This window comes from Marinomonas gallaica (genome assembly GCF_049821165.1).
GTDB lineage: Bacteria > Pseudomonadota > Gammaproteobacteria > Pseudomonadales > Marinomonadaceae > Marinomonas > Marinomonas gallaica.
The window spans coordinates 68,356-85,968 of the sequence record NZ_CP187511.1; the positions used below are offsets into that span (position 1 = coordinate 68,356).

At 48.2% G+C, this 17,613-nt stretch carries 17 protein-coding genes; 7 read left to right on the plus strand and 10 right to left on the minus strand.

Annotated elements, in window-relative coordinates:
• Nucleotides 1-5: 5 nt before the first annotated feature.
• Both betA and ACPUEK_RS00345 read left to right on the plus strand, forming a co-directional pair.
• Nucleotides 6-1,670: a choline dehydrogenase gene (betA, locus tag ACPUEK_RS00340; protein WP_425641877.1), complete on the plus strand. Its 1,665-nt coding sequence runs from the start codon at nucleotides 6-8 to the stop codon at nucleotides 1,668-1,670.
• Nucleotides 1,671-1,908: 238 nt separating this feature from the next.
• Nucleotides 1,909-2,358: a GNAT family N-acetyltransferase gene (locus ACPUEK_RS00345; RefSeq protein ID WP_425641878.1), complete on the plus strand. Its 450-nt coding sequence runs from the start codon at nucleotides 1,909-1,911 to the stop codon at nucleotides 2,356-2,358.
• 43 nt (nucleotides 2,359-2,401) lie between these two features.
• Here ACPUEK_RS00345 and ACPUEK_RS00350 read toward each other — a convergent pair whose 3' ends face one another.
• On the minus strand, nucleotides 2,402-3,082 hold the full coding sequence (locus ACPUEK_RS00350; protein WP_425641879.1) for a zinc metallopeptidase: 681 nt from the start codon (nucleotides 3,080-3,082) through the stop codon (nucleotides 2,402-2,404).
• Between the two features lie 88 nt (nucleotides 3,083-3,170).
• Between ACPUEK_RS00350 and ACPUEK_RS00355 the strand changes: the two genes are divergently transcribed.
• Both ACPUEK_RS00355 and mltA read left to right on the plus strand, forming a co-directional pair.
• On the plus strand, nucleotides 3,171-3,755 hold the full coding sequence (locus ACPUEK_RS00355) for a DNA-J related domain-containing protein (RefSeq protein ID WP_425641880.1): 585 nt from the start codon (nucleotides 3,171-3,173) through the stop codon (nucleotides 3,753-3,755).
• Nucleotides 3,756-3,818: 63 nt separating this feature from the next.
• Entirely contained in the window at nucleotides 3,819-4,934 is a 1,116-nt protein-coding gene (gene mltA, locus ACPUEK_RS00360; protein WP_067215333.1) for a murein transglycosylase A, read from the plus strand.
• Here mltA and ACPUEK_RS00365 read toward each other — a convergent pair whose 3' ends face one another.
• From ACPUEK_RS00365 to ACPUEK_RS00380, 4 genes are read right to left on the minus strand one after another with little or no spacing between them, the layout of a single operon-like run.
• Nucleotides 4,935-5,789: an energy transducer TonB gene (locus ACPUEK_RS00365; RefSeq protein ID WP_425641881.1), complete on the minus strand. Its 855-nt coding sequence runs from the start codon at nucleotides 5,787-5,789 to the stop codon at nucleotides 4,935-4,937.
• Nucleotides 5,786-6,226 (minus strand): ExbD/TolR family protein, encoded by a 441-nt coding sequence (locus tag ACPUEK_RS00370; RefSeq protein ID WP_067215340.1) that lies wholly within the window; start codon nucleotides 6,224-6,226, stop codon nucleotides 5,786-5,788. The genes ACPUEK_RS00365 and ACPUEK_RS00370 overlap by 4 nt, the downstream gene beginning before the upstream one ends.
• Nucleotides 6,223-6,645 (minus strand): ExbD/TolR family protein, encoded by a 423-nt coding sequence (locus tag ACPUEK_RS00375; RefSeq protein WP_067030180.1) that lies wholly within the window; start codon nucleotides 6,643-6,645, stop codon nucleotides 6,223-6,225. The genes ACPUEK_RS00370 and ACPUEK_RS00375 overlap by 4 nt, the downstream gene beginning before the upstream one ends.
• Nucleotides 6,635-7,309, minus strand: a complete 675-nt coding sequence (locus tag ACPUEK_RS00380; protein WP_067030177.1) for a MotA/TolQ/ExbB proton channel family protein — start codon at nucleotides 7,307-7,309, stop codon at nucleotides 6,635-6,637. Before ACPUEK_RS00380 ends, ACPUEK_RS00375 begins: the two co-directional genes overlap by 11 nt.
• 141 nt (nucleotides 7,310-7,450) lie before the next feature.
• Between ACPUEK_RS00380 and ACPUEK_RS00385 the strand changes: the two genes are divergently transcribed.
• Genes ACPUEK_RS00385 through ACPUEK_RS00395 form a run of 3 tightly spaced genes read left to right on the plus strand, consistent with a single transcriptional unit; the run spans nucleotide 7,451 to nucleotide 11,801 of the window.
• Nucleotides 7,451-8,770 (plus strand): DASH family cryptochrome, encoded by a 1,320-nt coding sequence (locus tag ACPUEK_RS00385; RefSeq protein WP_425641882.1) that lies wholly within the window; start codon nucleotides 7,451-7,453, stop codon nucleotides 8,768-8,770.
• The gene (locus tag ACPUEK_RS00390) at nucleotides 8,767-10,254 is read left to right on the plus strand and encodes an FAD-binding domain-containing protein (RefSeq protein WP_425641883.1); all 1,488 of its coding nucleotides are present in this window, start codon (nucleotides 8,767-8,769) and stop codon (nucleotides 10,252-10,254) included. The genes ACPUEK_RS00385 and ACPUEK_RS00390 overlap by 4 nt, the downstream gene beginning before the upstream one ends.
• Complete coding sequence (locus ACPUEK_RS00395; protein WP_067030168.1) at nucleotides 10,251-11,801, plus strand: cryptochrome/photolyase family protein; 1,551 nt, start codon at nucleotides 10,251-10,253, stop codon at nucleotides 11,799-11,801. The genes ACPUEK_RS00390 and ACPUEK_RS00395 overlap by 4 nt, the downstream gene beginning before the upstream one ends.
• Nucleotides 11,802-11,831: 30 nt before the next feature.
• Here ACPUEK_RS00395 and ACPUEK_RS00400 read toward each other — a convergent pair whose 3' ends face one another.
• The 5 genes from ACPUEK_RS00400 to ACPUEK_RS00420 all read right to left on the minus strand — a co-directional run bounded on the left by ACPUEK_RS00400 (nucleotide 11,832) and on the right by ACPUEK_RS00420 (nucleotide 17,589).
• Nucleotides 11,832-13,151, minus strand: a complete 1,320-nt coding sequence (locus tag ACPUEK_RS00400) for an MATE family efflux transporter (protein ID WP_425641884.1) — start codon at nucleotides 13,149-13,151, stop codon at nucleotides 11,832-11,834.
• Between the two features lie 58 nt (nucleotides 13,152-13,209).
• On the minus strand, nucleotides 13,210-13,374 hold the full coding sequence (locus tag ACPUEK_RS00405; RefSeq protein WP_082866070.1) for a DUF2256 domain-containing protein: 165 nt from the start codon (nucleotides 13,372-13,374) through the stop codon (nucleotides 13,210-13,212).
• 19 nt (nucleotides 13,375-13,393) lie between these two features.
• Entirely contained in the window at nucleotides 13,394-14,959 is a 1,566-nt protein-coding gene (locus tag ACPUEK_RS00410) for a cation:proton antiporter family protein (RefSeq protein WP_067215350.1), read from the minus strand.
• A 77-nt stretch (nucleotides 14,960-15,036) separates the two neighbouring features.
• Nucleotides 15,037-16,620 carry an L-lactate permease gene (locus tag ACPUEK_RS00415; protein ID WP_425641885.1) on the minus strand — a complete coding sequence of 528 codons (1,584 nt, stop codon included), beginning with the start codon at nucleotides 16,618-16,620 and terminating at the stop codon, nucleotides 15,037-15,039.
• Between the two features lie 87 nt (nucleotides 16,621-16,707).
• Nucleotides 16,708-17,589: a LysR family transcriptional regulator gene (locus ACPUEK_RS00420; RefSeq protein WP_067215356.1), complete on the minus strand. Its 882-nt coding sequence runs from the start codon at nucleotides 17,587-17,589 to the stop codon at nucleotides 16,708-16,710.
• Between the last annotated feature and the right edge of the window lie 24 nt (nucleotides 17,590-17,613).

The window sequence follows — 17,613 nt, forward strand, 5'->3', positions numbered from 1 at the left end:
GTAACATGAACGATTTATACGATTACATCATTGTTGGCGCCGGCTCTGCTGGTTGTGTCTTAGCAGATCGTTTGACAGAAAGCGGTGAACATAAAGTGTTGCTCGTCGAAATGGGCGGCTCAGATAAAAGCATCTTTATTCAGATGCCAACGGCTTTGTCTTACCCTATGAATACCGACAAATACGCTTGGCAGTTCCACACCGATAAAGAAACGGCTTTAGACGGGCGTGAAATGCATTGCCCTCGCGGTAAAGTGTTAGGTGGCTCATCGTCAATTAACGGCATGGTTTACGTACGTGGCCACGCTTGCGATTTCGATGAGTGGGAAGAGCACGGTGCCAAAGGCTGGAATTATCAAACCGTTCTACCGTATTTCAAGCGTGCTGAAACATGGAAAGGAGGCGCTGATACATACCGCGGTGGTGATGGCCCATTGTCGACCAACAACGGTAACGACATGTCCATGAACCCGCTGTACCAAGCCTTTATTGATGCGGGTGCAGAAGCGGGATACGGCACCACTGACGATTACAATGGTTACCGTCAAGAAGGCTTTGGCCCCATGCACATGACCGTCAAAGATGGTGTACGTGCATCGACTTCAAATGCCTACCTTCGCCGTGCTATGAAACGTCCGAACTTAACACTACTTACTGGTGTATTGACCAAGCGTGTCACATTCGAAGGTAAACGTGCTGTCGGCTTAGAGTACCGTTATAACGGCAACACCGTTCATAGCAAAGCCAGCAAAGAAGTGATTCTCAGTGCCGGTTCTGTTGGTTCACCAACCATTTTACAACGCTCTGGTATTGGTCCGAAAACTGTTCTCGACAACGCTCATGTTCCGGTTGTTCATAACCTACCGGGCGTAGGTGAAAACCTTCAGGATCACTTGGAAGTCTACTTCCAATACTGGTGTAAAGAGCCAGTGTCCCTGAACAGCAAACTCGGCTTAATCAGTAAAGGTTTAATCGGCACACGCTGGATTCTGTTTAAAGATGGCCTCGGCGCAACAAACCATTTCGAATCCTGTGGTTTTATCCGCTCTCGTGCTGGCTTGAAGTGGCCAAACATTCAATACCATTTCTTACCTGCAGCGATGCGCTACGATGGACAAGCGGCGGTGGACGGCCACGGATTCCAAGTACACGTGGGGCCAAACAAGCCAGAAAGCCGTGGTAAAATTTGGATTGAAAGCAAGGATCCTGAAGCAAACCCTCGCATTCAGTTTAATTACATCAGCACCGAGCAGGATAAACAGGACTGGCGCGATACGATTCGCTTAACGCGTGAGCTACTGCATCAACCAGCATTGGATCGTTATCGTGGTGAAGAGATTCAACCTGGCGCCCATGTTCAAACCGACGAACAGATTGATCGTTGGGTAAAAGACAACGTGGAAAGTGCTTATCACCCATCTTGTACTTGTAAGATGGGCGCGGATGACGATGCCATGGCCGTGCTGGATGACGAGTGTCGCGTGCGTGGTGTCGAGTCTTTACGCGTGGTCGACTCGTCAATCTTTCCAACCATTCCAAACGGCAACCTTAATGCACCGACCATCATGGTCGCAGAACGGGCAGCCGACATGATCTTAGGAAAAACCCTACTGCCATCAGCCAACGTGCCAGTATGGATTCACCCTGAGTACCAAACTCAACAACGCTAGTTGTTGAACCCAGCGTTACTCCTTTTTAGGCCTCCTCGGAGGCCTTTTTTTCGCCACGACTCCCATCGGCCTAACATAGTTAAACCCAACTCCGGTTGGGGATTAATGCCTAGAACTACCTCTGAGGTTTTGCCCTACAACCAAAGCCAATTTTTACTTTACGCACATACTGAAAATACTTTGGCGTCTGCTTAGAAAGCTGTAATGATTAGAACATCACTTTTAAAGGAGCCATTTGATGCAGATAAGGACATTACAGGTACAGGATTTAGAAGCCGTTAGTGCGGTCTGCATGGAAGCGTTTATGGCATCGGTTGCTGAGTCCCTGTCAGAGGAAGGCATCGCGACGTTTACCAAGGTGGCAGCGTCTGACGCTTTCTTCGAGCGGATGAGCAAAGATACCAATATGCTGGTGGCGTTGAGTGACGATGAAATAGTCGGTGTCGCGGAGTTACGCGAAGGTCATCACGTGTCCATGCTGTTTGTCAGGCCTGATCATCAAAGACATGGCATTGGCACTCAGTTACTCGATGCTTTGTTATTACTGGCCCGCAGCCCAAAAGTAACGGTCAGCGCTTCGCTCTCCTCCATCGCCGCGTATCAAAAATACGGTTTTATTCACTGCGGTGACATAAACGAAATCGCGGGGTTGGTTTACCAACCCATGGATATCACATTACCTAAATAGACAAGTGCAGAGGAATTGGGCAGTGACACTTATCTTCCATAATTCAGCGCCTTGGTAAACGCCAGAACAATAAGATATTCATCAACGCTGAAGCCACATACGTCATGGCGCAGGCCGTCAAGATACGACGTACTTTAGGAATGTCTTGGCTTGGCAAGTAGCGGCCTTTGGTCAGCATCGGTAAAGCTTTGTTAAAGCTGGCGTCCCATTCCTCTGGCAAAATTGCTAACTGTACAAAAACCGTTACAAGCCCCAACGTCACGATCACTAAACCGTGCAGCACTGGCGTGTAAGGTAGACGTAACGCGGCGCTGACAATCGGCCATGCAAACAACATAATCACGGCCAGACGCTGGATCATCATGGCATAAGGCAAATAACGTGTTCTGAGATGGGCAACGGTTTCTTGGCGATGATGGGCAATGGCATGACCGACTTCGTGCGCTGCCACCGCCACAGCAGTCAGTGATCGTTCGTTTAACACATAAGGGCTAAGGCGTACGACTTTCGCTTGGATATCGTAATGGTCTTTACCTTCTTCGGCTGCCTCGACCTTAACATCTTGTAATTCATAACGTTTTAATAAATGTCGTGCCAGCTCCCCACCTGTACCGGGGAGATCTAGACGGGGTGCCTGATGTTGTTTCAGTACTTTTTTGACCCATAGCTGGGGACCAAAAAAAATGGCGATCAACACCAGAAGTAACAGAATGTAAACTATCATTCGTATTTTAACCTCTTAATTACAAGTCTCACTTTGACCCATGCAAATGGCGTCGCCTACACTAGTAAGCAAAGCATGGAGCAACGCTATGAGAAATCCACTTATTCCCGATATTCTAGCGCTATTACGCGAGCATTCTGACGGTATCTCCGAATACGATCTGCTAAAAGCGTTAAAAAACAAACACACCATGCTGAATAAATTGGCTGACGATCCTAACTTACAGCTGTTTCGCCAGCACTTCTTGATTATGAATGCACTCTATCAGTTACAAACAAGTCTATGGCAAGAAGAGCAAGTCTCACTGATCATCACCGGCATGCGCATTAATCTACTCTATGACCCACCCGCGCAGGCCAGTTCAAACGCCACTACTCTCACTCAAAGTGCAGATGCTAAGTTAGCGGCCTATTACTCTGATTGGGACGAATACGTCAGCACCGAAAAAGAAGATGTCGAGCGTTTATTAGACAGCTTCTACAACGGCATCGTAAACGCGGATGAGCGTAAAGATGCCTTAAAGACGCTGGCATTAGACAGCGACTTGATTGATGATAAGGACGCGATTAAACGTCAATATCGTAAGCTAGCCCATGATGCTCACCCTGATCATGGCGGCGACCCCGAGCTATTTATTAGTCTGCGCCAAGCCTATGAATGCTTAATGCATTAACTTGAGTGAACTAATAACGCACTTCTTCTGTCTTATCGTTCTTACACCCAACGCGTTGTTACTATGACACCAAAATTCTTACTTTTACTGCTACCTCTGTTAATTTTATCGGCTTGTAGCAATCGTGAAATTGATTCGTCGAATGATTTCCCAAATAACGGCCGTAATGAACAGGCGCCTAAGCGTGACGAGCTGTACCTAAGCGAACGTTTACCTCCGGGCCTTCCCTACCCTGACGCCACATTTATTAATGGCCTGCAGCAACAGATTCGTTACTTAGATCGTATTTCAGCACAAAACTATGAACTGGATAATTTGACCGTTAGCCGAGATGATTTACGTGCCACCGCCGAAGAAATCGACACGTGGCTAAATCACCCGACTTACTCGCCCGCGTTAACAGCGCACCAAATTTCGGGACAAGACCAGCGTGGCAACGTGCAAATCACAGGTTATTACGTGCCCGTAATGGAAGTACGTCATCAGCCTGATGAGCATTATCGTTTCCCACTGTATCGCAAACCAAACCGAGCCAAAGGAGAGCCTCTACCCTCCCGTGAAGAGATCGACTTTGAAGGCGCGTTGGACAATCAGAATCTTGAAATCGCTTACACCTCAAGCCTAGTGGATAACTTCTTTTTGCACGTGCAGGGTTCGGGCATGGTGGAGTTCGAAGACGGTGAGCGCCGCCTATTGTCTTGGGGAGGCGTTAACGGCCATGCTTATCGCAGTATTGGCAAAGTCCTCATTGAGCGAAATGAAATAGCGCGAGAAGACATGTCCGCTCAAGCCATCCGTGATTGGCTCGCGCAACACCCAGACAAAATGCGTGAAGTCATGTCGACTAATCCAAGCTATCTTTTCTTTAGTGAAGGATTAACGCTTCCGGTAGGGGCTGCAAATGTGCCTTTAACCCCTTTATATTCAGTCGCGGTCGACCCCCGTGTAATACCTCTCGGCAGTATTCTCTTGGGCGAAGTGCCAACATTAGACGAACAAGGCGAGTTAGTCGGCCATGAGTTTCGGTTGCTGTTAGCTCAAGACAAAGGCGGTGCGATTAAAGGGCCAGGGCACATCGATTGGTATCAAGGGATCGGCGAAGCCGCTCACTTCCATGCGGGTCAACTTAAGCATTTTGGCCGAGTGTGGCTGTTACTACCACGCTCGGCCAAACACTGATTAGTCACGCAACTGGAATTGTACTGGGAGCGTGATATCAAGGGGCTCACCTCCCATTTCTAAGGTAAACGCTGGCAGAGGTTGCGAGCGTTTCACCATTTCAATGGCTGCTTTATCCAATCGTTTCGACCCTGAGCTTTGGGCAATCGCAATGCGACGCGCATCACCATTTGGAAACGCAGTAAAGGAGACGGTTACAACACCTTCTTCCCCACGACGTCTGGACGCTCGCGGGTAACGTTTATTGCTGGCAAGTTTGGCGGCCAATTTAGCGTAATAATCGGCGGTAGCACCCGCCGCGCCACCATTCGATGCGGCTTTGGCTCGACCTGTCGTGGCTTTTTGTTGCACCACCGTTTTATCTGCTGTTACTTGTTTGGCAACAACAGGCTTAGGTTCTGGTTTCGGTTCTGGTTTCGGTTTTGGTTTTGGTTTTGGTTTTGGTTTCGGTTTCGGTTTCGGTTTCGGCTCAGACTTAGGCGCGATGATCTCACTTTTTTGCTTTACCTCAACCTTAGGCTCAGGCTTTGGAAGCGGCTTGGGCTCCGGTTTAATTTCAGGCTCTGGCTCTACTTCAGGTTCAGGTTTAACTTCTGGCTCAGGCTCGACTTCTGGCTCTGGCTCAACCTCCGGTTCGGGTTCGATCTCTGGTTCTGGTGGCATTTCTGCCTGCGCTACCACAGTCTTTTGCTTAACTCCCATGTCACCTAGCATGCCGAGATCAAACTCAACCCCTTGCTCGCCTGCAGCAAGGCTACCTGACTCATCTTGGTTATGCAGGAAAACACCGTAAAAAGCCCCAGCGTGTAACGATACGGCTAAGCTGCTAGCAACGATCCAATGACTTTTCTTCATTCCTCATCTCCGTGACCAAGTTGCGTTGCAACGCTGACTTTCGTTAAGCCTGATGCACGGATTTTAGAAAAAATAGGTCGCAGTGTTTCAATACTCAGATCACCGTCGGCTTTAATTTGTACCCAAAACGAGTCTGGCGCTGGCGCGCGATCAAACAGATCCGTTAAGCGCGGTTCAATCTGATCTAGCAACACAGACTCATCATTTAAGTATATGTCACCCTCTTGACCGACCACTAACAACACATTTGGCTCGGACTCTGCGCGCTGTTCATTAATCGAATCTGGTGGGATTATTTTGATCGGATCCGATTTTTGAATTTGTCCAGCGACCATAAAAAAGATCAACATTAAAAAGACAACGTTGATTAGAGGTATGACACCATCATCCCCCCCTTGGCGGTTTCGCTGGGCAATAAATTTTTGATCGATATTCATGGTTGAGTTTCGCTAAACGCATTGGCAATGGAGAGTTTCTCTGCTCCCTGAAGCTTAAGTTGATCGGCTAATGTCATCAAAGACTGCAACGAAACGCTGTCTTCGGCTTGTAGCACAAATAAGCGGCCTTGATTATCTTGAACGATTGAACGAATACGCTCACTGTTTTCAACGGCGATAGACTGCCCATCGAACCAGACTAAACCATCGTTGGCACGCAACTCAAACATTGCAGGGTCCTGTCGATCTTGCTCGGGAATCACCTCCGCTTGGGGCGCAGAGAGTGGCGTGTCCAAGACTCGCCATGCGACAAACGAAGACGTTAACATAAAGAATAATAACAAGATAAAAACGACATCAATAAGCGGTGTCAGGCTGATCAGCTGCTTCTTACGAGGCTGATCGAGCTTAAGCGGCATGCAACACCTCGCGCGCAGCGACTGCTGCAAGGCGCTCACCTTCCTTTGATGTAAAAACCTGAGTCACGGCATCGTTCATGTTGTGCGCAACACGCTCAACTTTTCGCTCCAACCATGCATGCATTGCCACAACAGGGATCGCGACAGCAATACCGACAGCGGTTGTTAGCAAGGCTTGCCAGATACCACCTGATAACACCGATGGATCGACTTGAGCGCCTGCCCCTTCCATTTGCTGGAAGGCAGTAATCATACCCAATACCGTACCCAATAAGCCCAACAATGGGCTCAACGAGCCAATGATTTCCAATGGACGCAAAAATGAGCGCAGATCGTGCAATGTGTTCAGTGCTCGACGCTCCGCTTCTTCACGAATGGTCGCTACTTCACGGTTTGCCTGACGCATGGCGTCCATACTGTAAGCAACTATACTTTCTACTGGACGCTTGTCAGAGAGCATCGCTAACGCACCATCGATGTCACGCGCACGCCAAGCATCTAAGGCTTTATCGACCGTTTTACGACTTTCCGCGCGAAGCATGGCTAGTTGCCAAAGCTTGACGAAGAAAATCGTCACAGCGATTGTAGAGAACCCTAATAAAATCCATACAACAGGGCCGCCTACGATTAGGAAGTCTTTGATTTGTTCCATTGTGCTATTCATTGCACGCTCCAGAGAAGAAATAACAGTAATTAGACAATGATATTCATTCTCACCTACATTTACAAGAATTTACTCGATAATTTGTTGCAATCCAAATCCGCGTTTTTTGCGTACAAAAGCTATCGATAAAAGGAGAGCATTATGAGCATTGGTGTCGTTTGGTTTGGTAACGATTTACGCACTTCAGATCAAGCCATGCTATGGCAAGCCAGCCACGAAGTGGAGCAATTGATCTGTATTTATTGTAATACACCGCTGCCAGGCCACACTCCGTTAAATAACTTTGCAGCCCCTTCTCACAAGCGTCAACGCTTTCTTCAAGATGGGCTCGACGACCTCGCATCCAGTCTGGCGGAAATGGGCCACAGCCTATTTGTCAGTGAACAACAAGCCCTTAAGATTTTTCCAATACTTTTCAATGAGTTACCTATTACTCATGTATATCGCAATCATCATCCGGGCTGGTATGAACAAAAATCACTCAATCAGCTTATATTTGATTTCCCTGATATTCAATTCCAATTGCACCATGGCTTGACGTTATTTGAACCCAAGGAGCTGCCATTTACACCAAAGGAACTGCCTGATTCGTTTTCAAAATTCCGTAAAGCCGTCGAATTGAGTGAATTACTACCACCTGCCCCCGAAGTGCAATTTTTACCCCCGCAGGTGTCTTTCGTACTGCCCGGCCTCACGCCTTGGGTGGTACGCCAACGTGAAGAACAGCTTTTATTCAATGGCGGCGAGTTGGCCGCACTGACTCAGCTCAGTGATTACTTCGCCACTGAATTGGCAAGTCATTATAAAGAAACACGTAATGCGTTAGACGGCTGGGAGCATTCCACTAAATTTTCGCCATGGCTTGCCCAAGGCAGTATATCCCCCAGTCAGATCAAAGCCTGCTTAGATGTGTACGAGCGCGACCACTGCGCCAACGACTCAACCTACTGGATATTCTTTGAACTGTTATGGCGAGAATATTTTCACTGGTATGGCACGCGCTACGGTAAAGACCTGTTCCGTGGGCAAGGCATCCGCGGACAGGGATCAAAAGGCAGCTTTTACGCAGAACGGTTTCAGAAATGGTGCCAAGGTAATACCCCATATCCGATCGTGAATGCTTGCATGAAACAGCTTAATAGCACGGGCTATATGAGTAATCGTGGTCGTCAACTCGTTGCCAGCTGTTTAATCTATGATCTTGGTATCGACTGGCGCTATGGTGCTGCTTATTTTGAATCTCAATTAGTCGACTTTGATGTGGCATCCAACTGGGGAAATTGGCAATACATTGCAGGTGTAGGAGCCGACCCGCGTGGTGGTCGCCATTTCAATCTAAATAAACAAACCCAAATGTACGATCCTGAACATCACTTTATTGAGCGCTGGGGCGGTCATCAATGTGATCAACAACTCGACTCCGTTGATGCGGCGGATTGGCCCATTGCGCCGAAACAATGAGCACCTCGCCTTCTCCAGTTGTGGTCTGGTTCAAGCGTGACCTACGCTTAACCGACCACTCGCCTCTCAATCAAGCGTGTCGCAGTGGACAACCACTGATTTTGCTGTATTTGTTTGAGCCTGAACTCATTAACGATCCCCATTACGATGAACGCCATTGGCGCTTTGTATGGCAGTCACTGCAAGACCTACAAGAGCAGCTGTCAGTGTACGGGGCAAGCCTTTTGATCAAACAAGAGAATGCCTTAAACGCATTCTCTGCTTTACATAAAATTACCGGTTTCACTCAGCTCTACAGTTCACAAGAAATTGGCATTAACCTCACTTTTGAACGGGATAAAGCTGTTAATGCTTGGTGCCAAGCGCACGATGTCACATGGCATGAAAGCCCATCGGGCGCGGTGATTCGCACTTTAAACAATCGCCAACATTGGGATAAAGCTTGGCAGCAAGTGATGCGTGCACCGATAGAATCACCGGATCTTGAAAACGTAGATTGGTACCCAGTCACTTCAGACCCTATTTTTACGCCGAACAGCACATGGCAAACACCGCAAAGAGGCGTTCAAACGGGAGGCCAAACCCTCGCTTGGCAAACATTGCGCAGCTTTTATGAAGGCCGTGGACAGGATTATTACCGTCAACTATCCAGTCCTCTCACCAGTCGCAATGCCTGCACACGTTTATCCCCCTATCTCACTTGGGGCAATATCAGCTTGCGAGAGGTCTATCAGGACGTATTGGCTCGTTGGCATACCAAAGGCTGGCGACGCACATTAATTGCACTCAGTTCCAGGCTGCATTGGCATTGTCACTTTATGCAGAAATTTGAAAGCGAGCATGCTATGGAATGGCGTCCGGTAAATCGTGGTTATGATGCCTTTCCCTATCGCCAAGACGCACAGGTAGAGCAGGATTTGGTTGCTTGGCAGACAGGACAGACAGGCGTTCCTATGGTGGATGCGTGTATGCGTGCTTTACACTCTACTGGCTATATTAACTTTCGCATGCGCGCTATGCTGGTGAGCTTTTTATGCCATCATCTCAACATCGATTGGCGCCTAGGCGTACATCATTTGGCGCGATTATTTTTGGATTTTGAACCAGGGATTCATTACCCTCAGTTTCAAATGCAAGCCGGCATCACTGGCGCCAATACGATACGCATTTATAATCCAGTGAAGCAGTCGCAAGACCAAGATCCTGACGGCCTATTTTTACGCCGCTGGCTACCTGAACTTGCGCAGATTCCAAACCCGCTGATTCATACACCTTGGGAAATGACCGCAATGGAGGAAACCTTGTATCAATGCCAAATTGGCCACGATTACCCTAGCCCAATCGTCCCGTTAGCGGAGGCGGCTAAAGCAGCCCGTGATCGTTTATGGGGATTTCGTAAGTCCACATTCGTACAACAAGAGAAGCAACGCATTCTCAATACTCATGTCCGAACTTCTTCCCGTCGTAAAGGCCGTCCATCATGAGCGAATACCATACGTTACGCGTTATCTTAGGCGATCAACTCAATGCGGCTCACCGCTGGTTCCGTAAACCCGAACCCGGGGTACTGCATTTAATCGCCGAGCTGCACCCCGAAGCCACTTACGTGAAGCACCATATTCAGAAGCTATGTGCGTTCTTTTTGGCCATGGAGAACTTCGCCAATGCCCTTATGGATGCGGGCCATCATGTACAATATTTAACCCTTGATGACACACAAGGGCAAACCTTAGAGTCGCTTATCTTAGGCTTGGCTAAAGAACGAGGCGTGCGTCGAATCGAGCTTTTACGTCCTGATGAATATCGCATAATGATGCAATATCAAAGCATTGCGACTCACGCACCGATGTCAGTATCGCTGACCGATACTGAGCATTTTATGCTGCCATTTGATGAGATTCCGAAGCATTTCAAAGCCAAAAGCATCATTCGCATGGAGCACTTCTACCGCAAAATGCGCCAGCGCTTTAATGTATTGATGGACGATGATCACTCACCAGAAGGCGGCACATGGAATTATGACAACGCCAATCGACAAAAACTCAAACAAAAAGATATGGCACACATTCCAGAACCTTTGCTGTTCAGTCACGATGTCACACACCTTTTAGAACGCATTGATCGTCATAACATTGCTTACATCGGCAAGGCCCACGAAAAACTACTGTGGCCCGTGAGCCGTCATGATGCCTTGACCCTGTTGCAGTATTTCTGTGATCACTTGCTCCCAAACTTCGGCCGTTTTCAAGATGCGATGACCGACAAAACACCTCATAGTTGGAGCCTTTATCACTCCCGCTTGTCGTTTGCACTCAATACGAAAATGCTGCACCCCAATCATGTCATCAAAGCCGCCGTCTTAAGTTACCGCTATCGTAAAGACATCGACATAGCGCAAGTAGAAGGGTTTGTTCGGCAGATATTGGGATGGCGAGAATACGTACGCGGCATGTATTGGATCAACATGCCCGACTATCATGAGCAGAATGCCCTCGGCGCAGATCGAGACTTGCCAGAGTATTTCTGGACCGGTGACACCAAGATGAATTGCTTGGCTCAAGCGATTGGCCAGTCACTGGAGTATGGCTACGCCCACCATATTCAGCGATTGATGGTCACGGGCAATTTCTGCATGCTGACAGGCATCGAACCGGATCAAGTCGACGAATGGTACTTGGGCATTTATGTAGATGCCATTGAATGGGTTGAGTTACCCAATACACGCAGCATGAGTCAATTTGCCGACGGCGGCTGGGTGGCTTCTAAGCCGTATGCTGCCAGTGGTAGTTACATTCAAAAAATGAGTGATTACTGCGCTTCATGCCATTACAACGTCAAAGAAAAAGTGGGCGAACAGTCTTGTCCGCTTAATAGTCTGTACTGGCGTTTCATGCTTAAACACCGCGACCGTCTGCTTAACAACCCACGCATCGGCATGATTTACGGAAACTGGGATAAACAAGACAAAGCCCTACAAGACGACACCATGGAACGTGCTCAATGGTGTTTAGACAATATTGAGTCACTGTAATAACAGTGGCTCAATATTCATCCAGAGGTCTTAGGCCGCCTTGGCTTCACACGCGGTTTTGAACATTGACTGATAAATCCACCATGCGGTGATACCCGCAAAGACATTAGCAAGCGTAGCGCCAATGAACAGTCCCCATAAGCCACCAATCTGACCGCCGATCCACAAGCAGGGTAGGAAGAACGCGAACAAACGCAGCGCTGACATCCATAATGCCTTGTAAGGCTTACCTAAGGCATTGGAGGCTGACACCATCATCATGCAAATCCCCAATGGGCCAAGGCTGATTGGGACCCAATATAAATGCCAAGTCACAATCTCGATGACCTGCTCATCACTCGACATCAAACCTGCAATACCACTGGCCGTGAACCACACCAATAGCGCGACTAACGTTTGAAACGCCAACACATACACAACGGCAATACGGATCACCTTTTTGATTTCTTCAAACTTACCCGCACCGTAAAAACGACCGACCATTGGCGGCAATGTCATAGTCAATGCAAGTACAGTTACGATGGCAAAAAACTCAAAGCGAGAACTGACCGCCCAAGCCGCAACCGCCGCGGTACCAAAGCCCGCCAACAATTTCGTTGCCAGTACCGAGGACAGCGGTGGTAATAGCTGGCTGACCATTGCTGGCCCCATAATATGACCGATTTTAGCGAGGGTTTGCGCAATATGCAGATCATCAAACTCAAACGTAAGCCAATGACTCGACATACATTTTGGCACAATGATCAGAATGCCTATTGTAAACGAGACAATGGTAGCGATAGCTGCGCCCACAATGCCCATGTCCAACACAAAAATAAATACGGGGTCTAAGGCAATATTTAATAAGCTAGTGACCACCATGACGATCCCTGGCAACATGGTATTACCGTTAGAACGACAAATGCTGTAGAAGAAATAGATCATCGCCCCTAGCCATGTACTAAACAGCCACCAGCCCCAATAAGCATCAATAATAGGTGAAACACTTTCCGGAGCACTTAACATAGCCAAGACGGCGTCACGAAAGAACCAAACGAACAACGAGACAATGAAGATTCCTGCTGCCCCCAGCACAATCACAAGGCCGCCAAGTTGCTTCGCAAAACGTGTTTCAGAGGCACCTAACGCCCGTGCAATTAAAGAGGTTGTAGCAATGCCTAGCCCCACTTGCAGCCCGATAAAGATCATCGCAATCGGCGCGGTAAACCCCTGAGCTGCCAATGGCAACACCCCAAGCTGACCAATAAAAGCGCTGTCGACAAGCTGAAAACTCATGATCGACAAAATGCCAAACAGCATCGGCCAGGTCATTGAGAAGAGTTGTTTCGCTAAGTGCGCAGAGGATTGCATGGGACTCCTTGGAAGATGACAGGGGATCAGCGCCACATTATACGAAATAAGCGTGACACTACGACGAACTTTCCCCGCTTTTTGCTAGGTTGACTCGCTGACGGCGGCAACGCTCAGAGCAGTACTTTACATCCTCCCAGCAAGACGCCCACTTTTTACGCCAAGTGAACGGCCGCTGACAAACAGGACAAACCTTTGTAGGTAAATGAACCTTCTTATGCATAGCAATAAAAAGACGAAGCCTAGCGAATCAACGCCAAGCTTTCTTCCGCAAACCCCGTACCGGCTTCGGTGTAGAAGTTAAACACGTTATCAATACCTGCATTTAGCATGTATTCACGTTCATCTTGATAACGGGCAATCGCCGCCACTTGGCCATTAAAGCCCGTACTGCGTAGCTGTTTAACGACGTTAACGCTGTCATCCGCAGACGGCAATGCCAGCAAAATCAATCGTACATTGCTCAGATCTAAATGCTCCCATAGATCCACGTCTTCACCGTCGCCGAAGAATACGTTGTGCTCTTCACCTTGCATCTTCTTAATACGGAACTGATCCGCATCCATACCGGCAACAACACCATTTTCCATCATGCCCGTTAACGATTCATAAGCGCCGCGTCCCACTCGACCTAAACCGACAACCAGCACCTGCATATTTTTGGGCTGCGCAAAGCAATCCTCAGGCAACGGCACGGTATGTTCGAAACGACGCACGGTATCTTTATAACGACGGAAGTAGCTGTGTGCCTTGCGATAGAGCACGCTGGTAATGACAAATGAGAACGACACAGCAAGCGCTAAAATCACCAACCAATCTTTTACAATCCAGCCTGCTTCGACACTCAACGCGACAACGATCAAACCGAACTCGCTGTAGTTTGACAGCGCCAAAGCGCCAAGGAATGAGGTACGGCCGCGTAAGCGTAAACTGCTGAAAAAATAGAAGAACAAGACAAACTTTGCGAGCAGGAGAACGGTAAGGATCAAGCTTAGTCCAACCATTTCCCATGTCGGTAACGCACTGAAACCGATCGACAAAAAGAAGCCGATCAAAAATAAATCTTTGAAGTTCATCAACGATTTATTCAGCTCCGATGATTTACTGTGAGACGCTAATAAGATCCCCAAAATTAAGGCACCCAAGTCACCTTTGACACCCACCAAGTAAAATAGCTCATAACCCCCTAATGCAAAGAAAAGCCCAGTCAGTGGCAGCATTTCTCCGTGACCAGATAGATCCAGTAAGCGGCCCAATACCGGACGCAGTGGAATCAGCGCGAACAACAGAATCGCCCAAAGAGACGGCACTTGACCCGTTGCCAAGACGAGGAACACCACCGCAACGATGTCTTGCATGACCAAGATGCCCAGCGCCAGTTGCCCATGGCGTGTTTTCATCTCACCCGCGTCTTCTAACAACTTAACGATACATACCGTACTAGAGAAGCTAAGCGCAAAGCCGATCAGCGCTGCCGTTCGCAATGACAACACTTCAAACGCTTGTAAGCCAGCCAGTCCCAGTAGCGACACTAAGCCAATTAATAGAATTGTCCAAGCGCCCATATGACCTAAGGTCGATGCCCACACTTCTCGCTTCAACAAGTCCTTAACATGCAGCTTCAGACCGATACAAAACAGCATCAAGGTGATGCCTAGGTCTGACAAATGCTCCAACACACTCGAAGGCTGCACCTGCATAAAGTTCAGAATAAAACCGGCCGCCAAAAAACCAATCAGCGGTGGTAAATTGACCAGCTTAACGGCTAAGCCACATATGAACGCAAACAGTATCCAAATAAATTCCATAACGACAAACACTTTCCTACTACGAAACAGTACCCAACGTACTTTGCCGACAGCATAGCGACAAAGCGACTCGCTTTCTATATTAGAGAGATAAGAATCAGCTTACCCATCACCGCAGCAATAGCGGCATACACCAGCATCGGCACGATGGTGCGTTTAATCATAGCGCCCTCTTGATTCTTAATACCCAAGATCGTCGAGACCGCGATGATATTATTCAGACAAATCATATTGCCCATGGATGCCCCCACCGACTGTAAAGCCAGCACCAGTGTAATCGGCAAACGAGTTTGCTCGGCAATGCTGTATTGAATACCACCAAAGGTAAGATTCGATACCGTTGCTGAGCCCGAAAAGAACGAGCCCAATGCCCCCAGCAGCGCTGCAACATAACTCCAATTCGCCCCCATCGTACTGGCTAACGTATTGGCAATGATAAAAATCGGTGCTTGATCTCCTCCTTGCATCATGAAGTTCACCATCATCAGCGCGCCCATCAGTGCCAAAATGGGGAACTTGATACGCTGCCATGTTTCTTCGACGGCCTGAAATAGATGACGTTGGCTCAACGATAAGACGGGGACTAACACCAGCACCGTCAGGACAAATGGAATCAAGGCGGGCACATATAGGGTTTTATAAGACCATGACACATCCGTCCCAAGGATCGAAGACCAAGTGACGATCAACGCTTGGCTGATCTGAACATCTCCGAAAGTAAGCCATGGACTGCCCACGTTTAACCAGCCTTTCAAACCCAGCTGCTGAATGCGTGTCACCACCAAAATCACGATTAATAACAAAAACGGTGACAATGCTTTAAGAATGGCGCTTGTAGCCAAAGGCTCGGCAGAAGTTAGGGTCGATTCATTGGGTTCAGACTGCAATCCAATACGATATTTCGCCGCTATGATCGAACCGCATAACCCTATCGCGCCCCCAATTAACGACGGAAACTCATAATTCACCTGCGCCAATAAATAATAAGGCAGTGTACAACTCAACGCACTGATCAGAACAAACAGAAGATTAGCGCGAATGGTTTGCCAACTGACTAGAAAACGCAGTGCAATAACGGGAATAAACAGACTTGCTACGAGATGAATCAAAGCTGTCCACTGGGACGTTTCCAGCAGCTCTGACTCGCTCAGATTGAGCGCAGCAAAACCAAACCACGCAGGTGTTCCAACCGCACCAAAAGAGACTGGCACACTGTTCATAACCAGTGCTAACAAAGCCACAGGCATGGCGGGAAACCCCAAGCCGACTAAAATCGGCGCTGCAATGGCGGCAGGCGTTCCAAAACCCGAGGCGCCTTCAAGCATAAAAGCAAACGCCCAGCCGATGATCATAATCTGCGCCACAGCATTTTGGCTGATGCTTTCAAGCCATTGTCGCAACACATCTTCCGCCCCAGACAGCACCAATACACGGTTTAACAAAATCGCACCTGCGACAATTGAAATCGGCGTTAGCACCGCCATGCTGCCTGCCACAGCATTGGCTGCAAGCGTCAGTAACTCGGCATTAAAATAAAACGCTTGCAGTAGCGCAACAATCAACGCGGTTAATGGCAACGCCACGTGCGCCGCCAATGGGTGCTTCTTTGTCATACTCCAGACAAGGAAAACCACTGGAAAAACAGCAACCAAGGTATCCATACACGTTCTCCGAATTTACCAGGCTCGCATTATCACAGCCATACTCTTGCAATATACAGTGCACGTATCAAAGTATCAGTGAGTTTGTCATTCTAATTGTTGGCTGCGTAGCAAATGCAGCAGCACTTCCGGAATGAATTTACGCGGTAATAAGATCGCATAGAAATGTTCATAGGCCTGTGGAAGCGCCTGATACACTTGAAGTTTTTTAGCTTCGATCTCATCTTTTACCACCACAGGTGGCATGACGGATAAAAAACCACTATCGCGCGCCAACAAACGCATCATCGCCATATCGTCCACTTCCGCTTTGATGTCTGCACGGTATTGTTGAGTGGCACAAAACGACTCAAACATCGAGCGTATGCCCATATTGCGCCCAGGAAGGATCCACTTCTTATCTTCATAGCCTTGGGGAAAAGACTGTTTGGGCTGCTCACCATAAGGTCCAACAATGGCCACAGACTGGCGCGCCACCAATTGATTTTGCCACAGCACGCCGTGCACATCGTTAGCGATTGCGCGGTTGGTTAAAGCGATGTCTAGCTCGTGGTTAATTAAGCCATCCATCAAATCCCCCATGGTGCGTGCATACAATGAAAACGTCACCGTTGGGTCATCAAATAAAGGCGTTATAAACGCTTCGATAAAGTTACGCGACAAGTGGGTTTCAACCCCGATATTCAGGTGCGTGTGATGGGTATTACCACTTTTCAAAAACTGCTCTAGTTCCTCACCAGTGGAGAAAATATCTTGGGCATAAAGTTGCACCCGTTTTCCCACATCCGTTAGCACTAAACGACGTCCCTCGCGCTCAAACAACGGTTGGCCTATTTTGCTTTCCAACTGTTTGATTTGAGCAGACAAAGCGGATTGAGAAACGTGTAACTGCTCAGCGGCCTGTGTTAAATGGCCGATGCTGGCGACACGCCAAAAATAATACAGGTGATGATAATTAAGACGCGCCATGAAGCTTCCTCTTAGGCGTTGCAA

Coding starts and splice junctions, on each gene's coding strand:
- ACPUEK_RS00400 (WP_425641884.1), bottom strand. CDS start 13,151: ATGCAATCCTCTGCGCACTTAGCGAAACAACTCTTCTCAATGACCTGG.
- ACPUEK_RS00345 (WP_425641878.1), top strand. CDS start 1,909: ATGCAGATAAGGACATTACAGGTACAGGATTTAGAAGCCGTTAGTGCG.
- ACPUEK_RS00395 (WP_067030168.1), top strand. CDS start 10,251: ATGAGCGAATACCATACGTTACGCGTTATCTTAGGCGATCAACTCAAT.
- ACPUEK_RS00390 (WP_425641883.1), top strand. CDS start 8,767: ATGAGCACCTCGCCTTCTCCAGTTGTGGTCTGGTTCAAGCGTGACCTA.
- ACPUEK_RS00385 (WP_425641882.1), top strand. CDS start 7,451: ATGAGCATTGGTGTCGTTTGGTTTGGTAACGATTTACGCACTTCAGAT.
- ACPUEK_RS00355 (WP_425641880.1), top strand. CDS start 3,171: ATGAGAAATCCACTTATTCCCGATATTCTAGCGCTATTACGCGAGCAT.
- ACPUEK_RS00420 (WP_067215356.1), bottom strand. CDS start 17,589: ATGGCGCGTCTTAATTATCATCACCTGTATTATTTTTGGCGTGTCGCC.
- ACPUEK_RS00370 (WP_067215340.1), bottom strand. CDS start 6,226: ATGAATATCGATCAAAAATTTATTGCCCAGCGAAACCGCCAAGGGGGG.
- betA (WP_425641877.1), top strand. CDS start 6: ATGAACGATTTATACGATTACATCATTGTTGGCGCCGGCTCTGCTGGT.
- ACPUEK_RS00405 (WP_082866070.1), bottom strand. CDS start 13,374: ATGCATAAGAAGGTTCATTTACCTACAAAGGTTTGTCCTGTTTGTCAG.
- mltA (WP_067215333.1), top strand. CDS start 3,819: ATGACACCAAAATTCTTACTTTTACTGCTACCTCTGTTAATTTTATCG.
- ACPUEK_RS00350 (WP_425641879.1), bottom strand. CDS start 3,082: ATGATAGTTTACATTCTGTTACTTCTGGTGTTGATCGCCATTTTTTTT.
- ACPUEK_RS00380 (WP_067030177.1), bottom strand. CDS start 7,309: ATGAATAGCACAATGGAACAAATCAAAGACTTCCTAATCGTAGGCGGC.
- ACPUEK_RS00375 (WP_067030180.1), bottom strand. CDS start 6,645: ATGCCGCTTAAGCTCGATCAGCCTCGTAAGAAGCAGCTGATCAGCCTG.
- ACPUEK_RS00410 (WP_067215350.1), bottom strand. CDS start 14,959: ATGGAATTTATTTGGATACTGTTTGCGTTCATATGTGGCTTAGCCGTT.
- ACPUEK_RS00415 (WP_425641885.1), bottom strand. CDS start 16,620: ATGGATACCTTGGTTGCTGTTTTTCCAGTGGTTTTCCTTGTCTGGAGT.
- ACPUEK_RS00365 (WP_425641881.1), bottom strand. CDS start 5,789: ATGAAGAAAAGTCATTGGATCGTTGCTAGCAGCTTAGCCGTATCGTTA.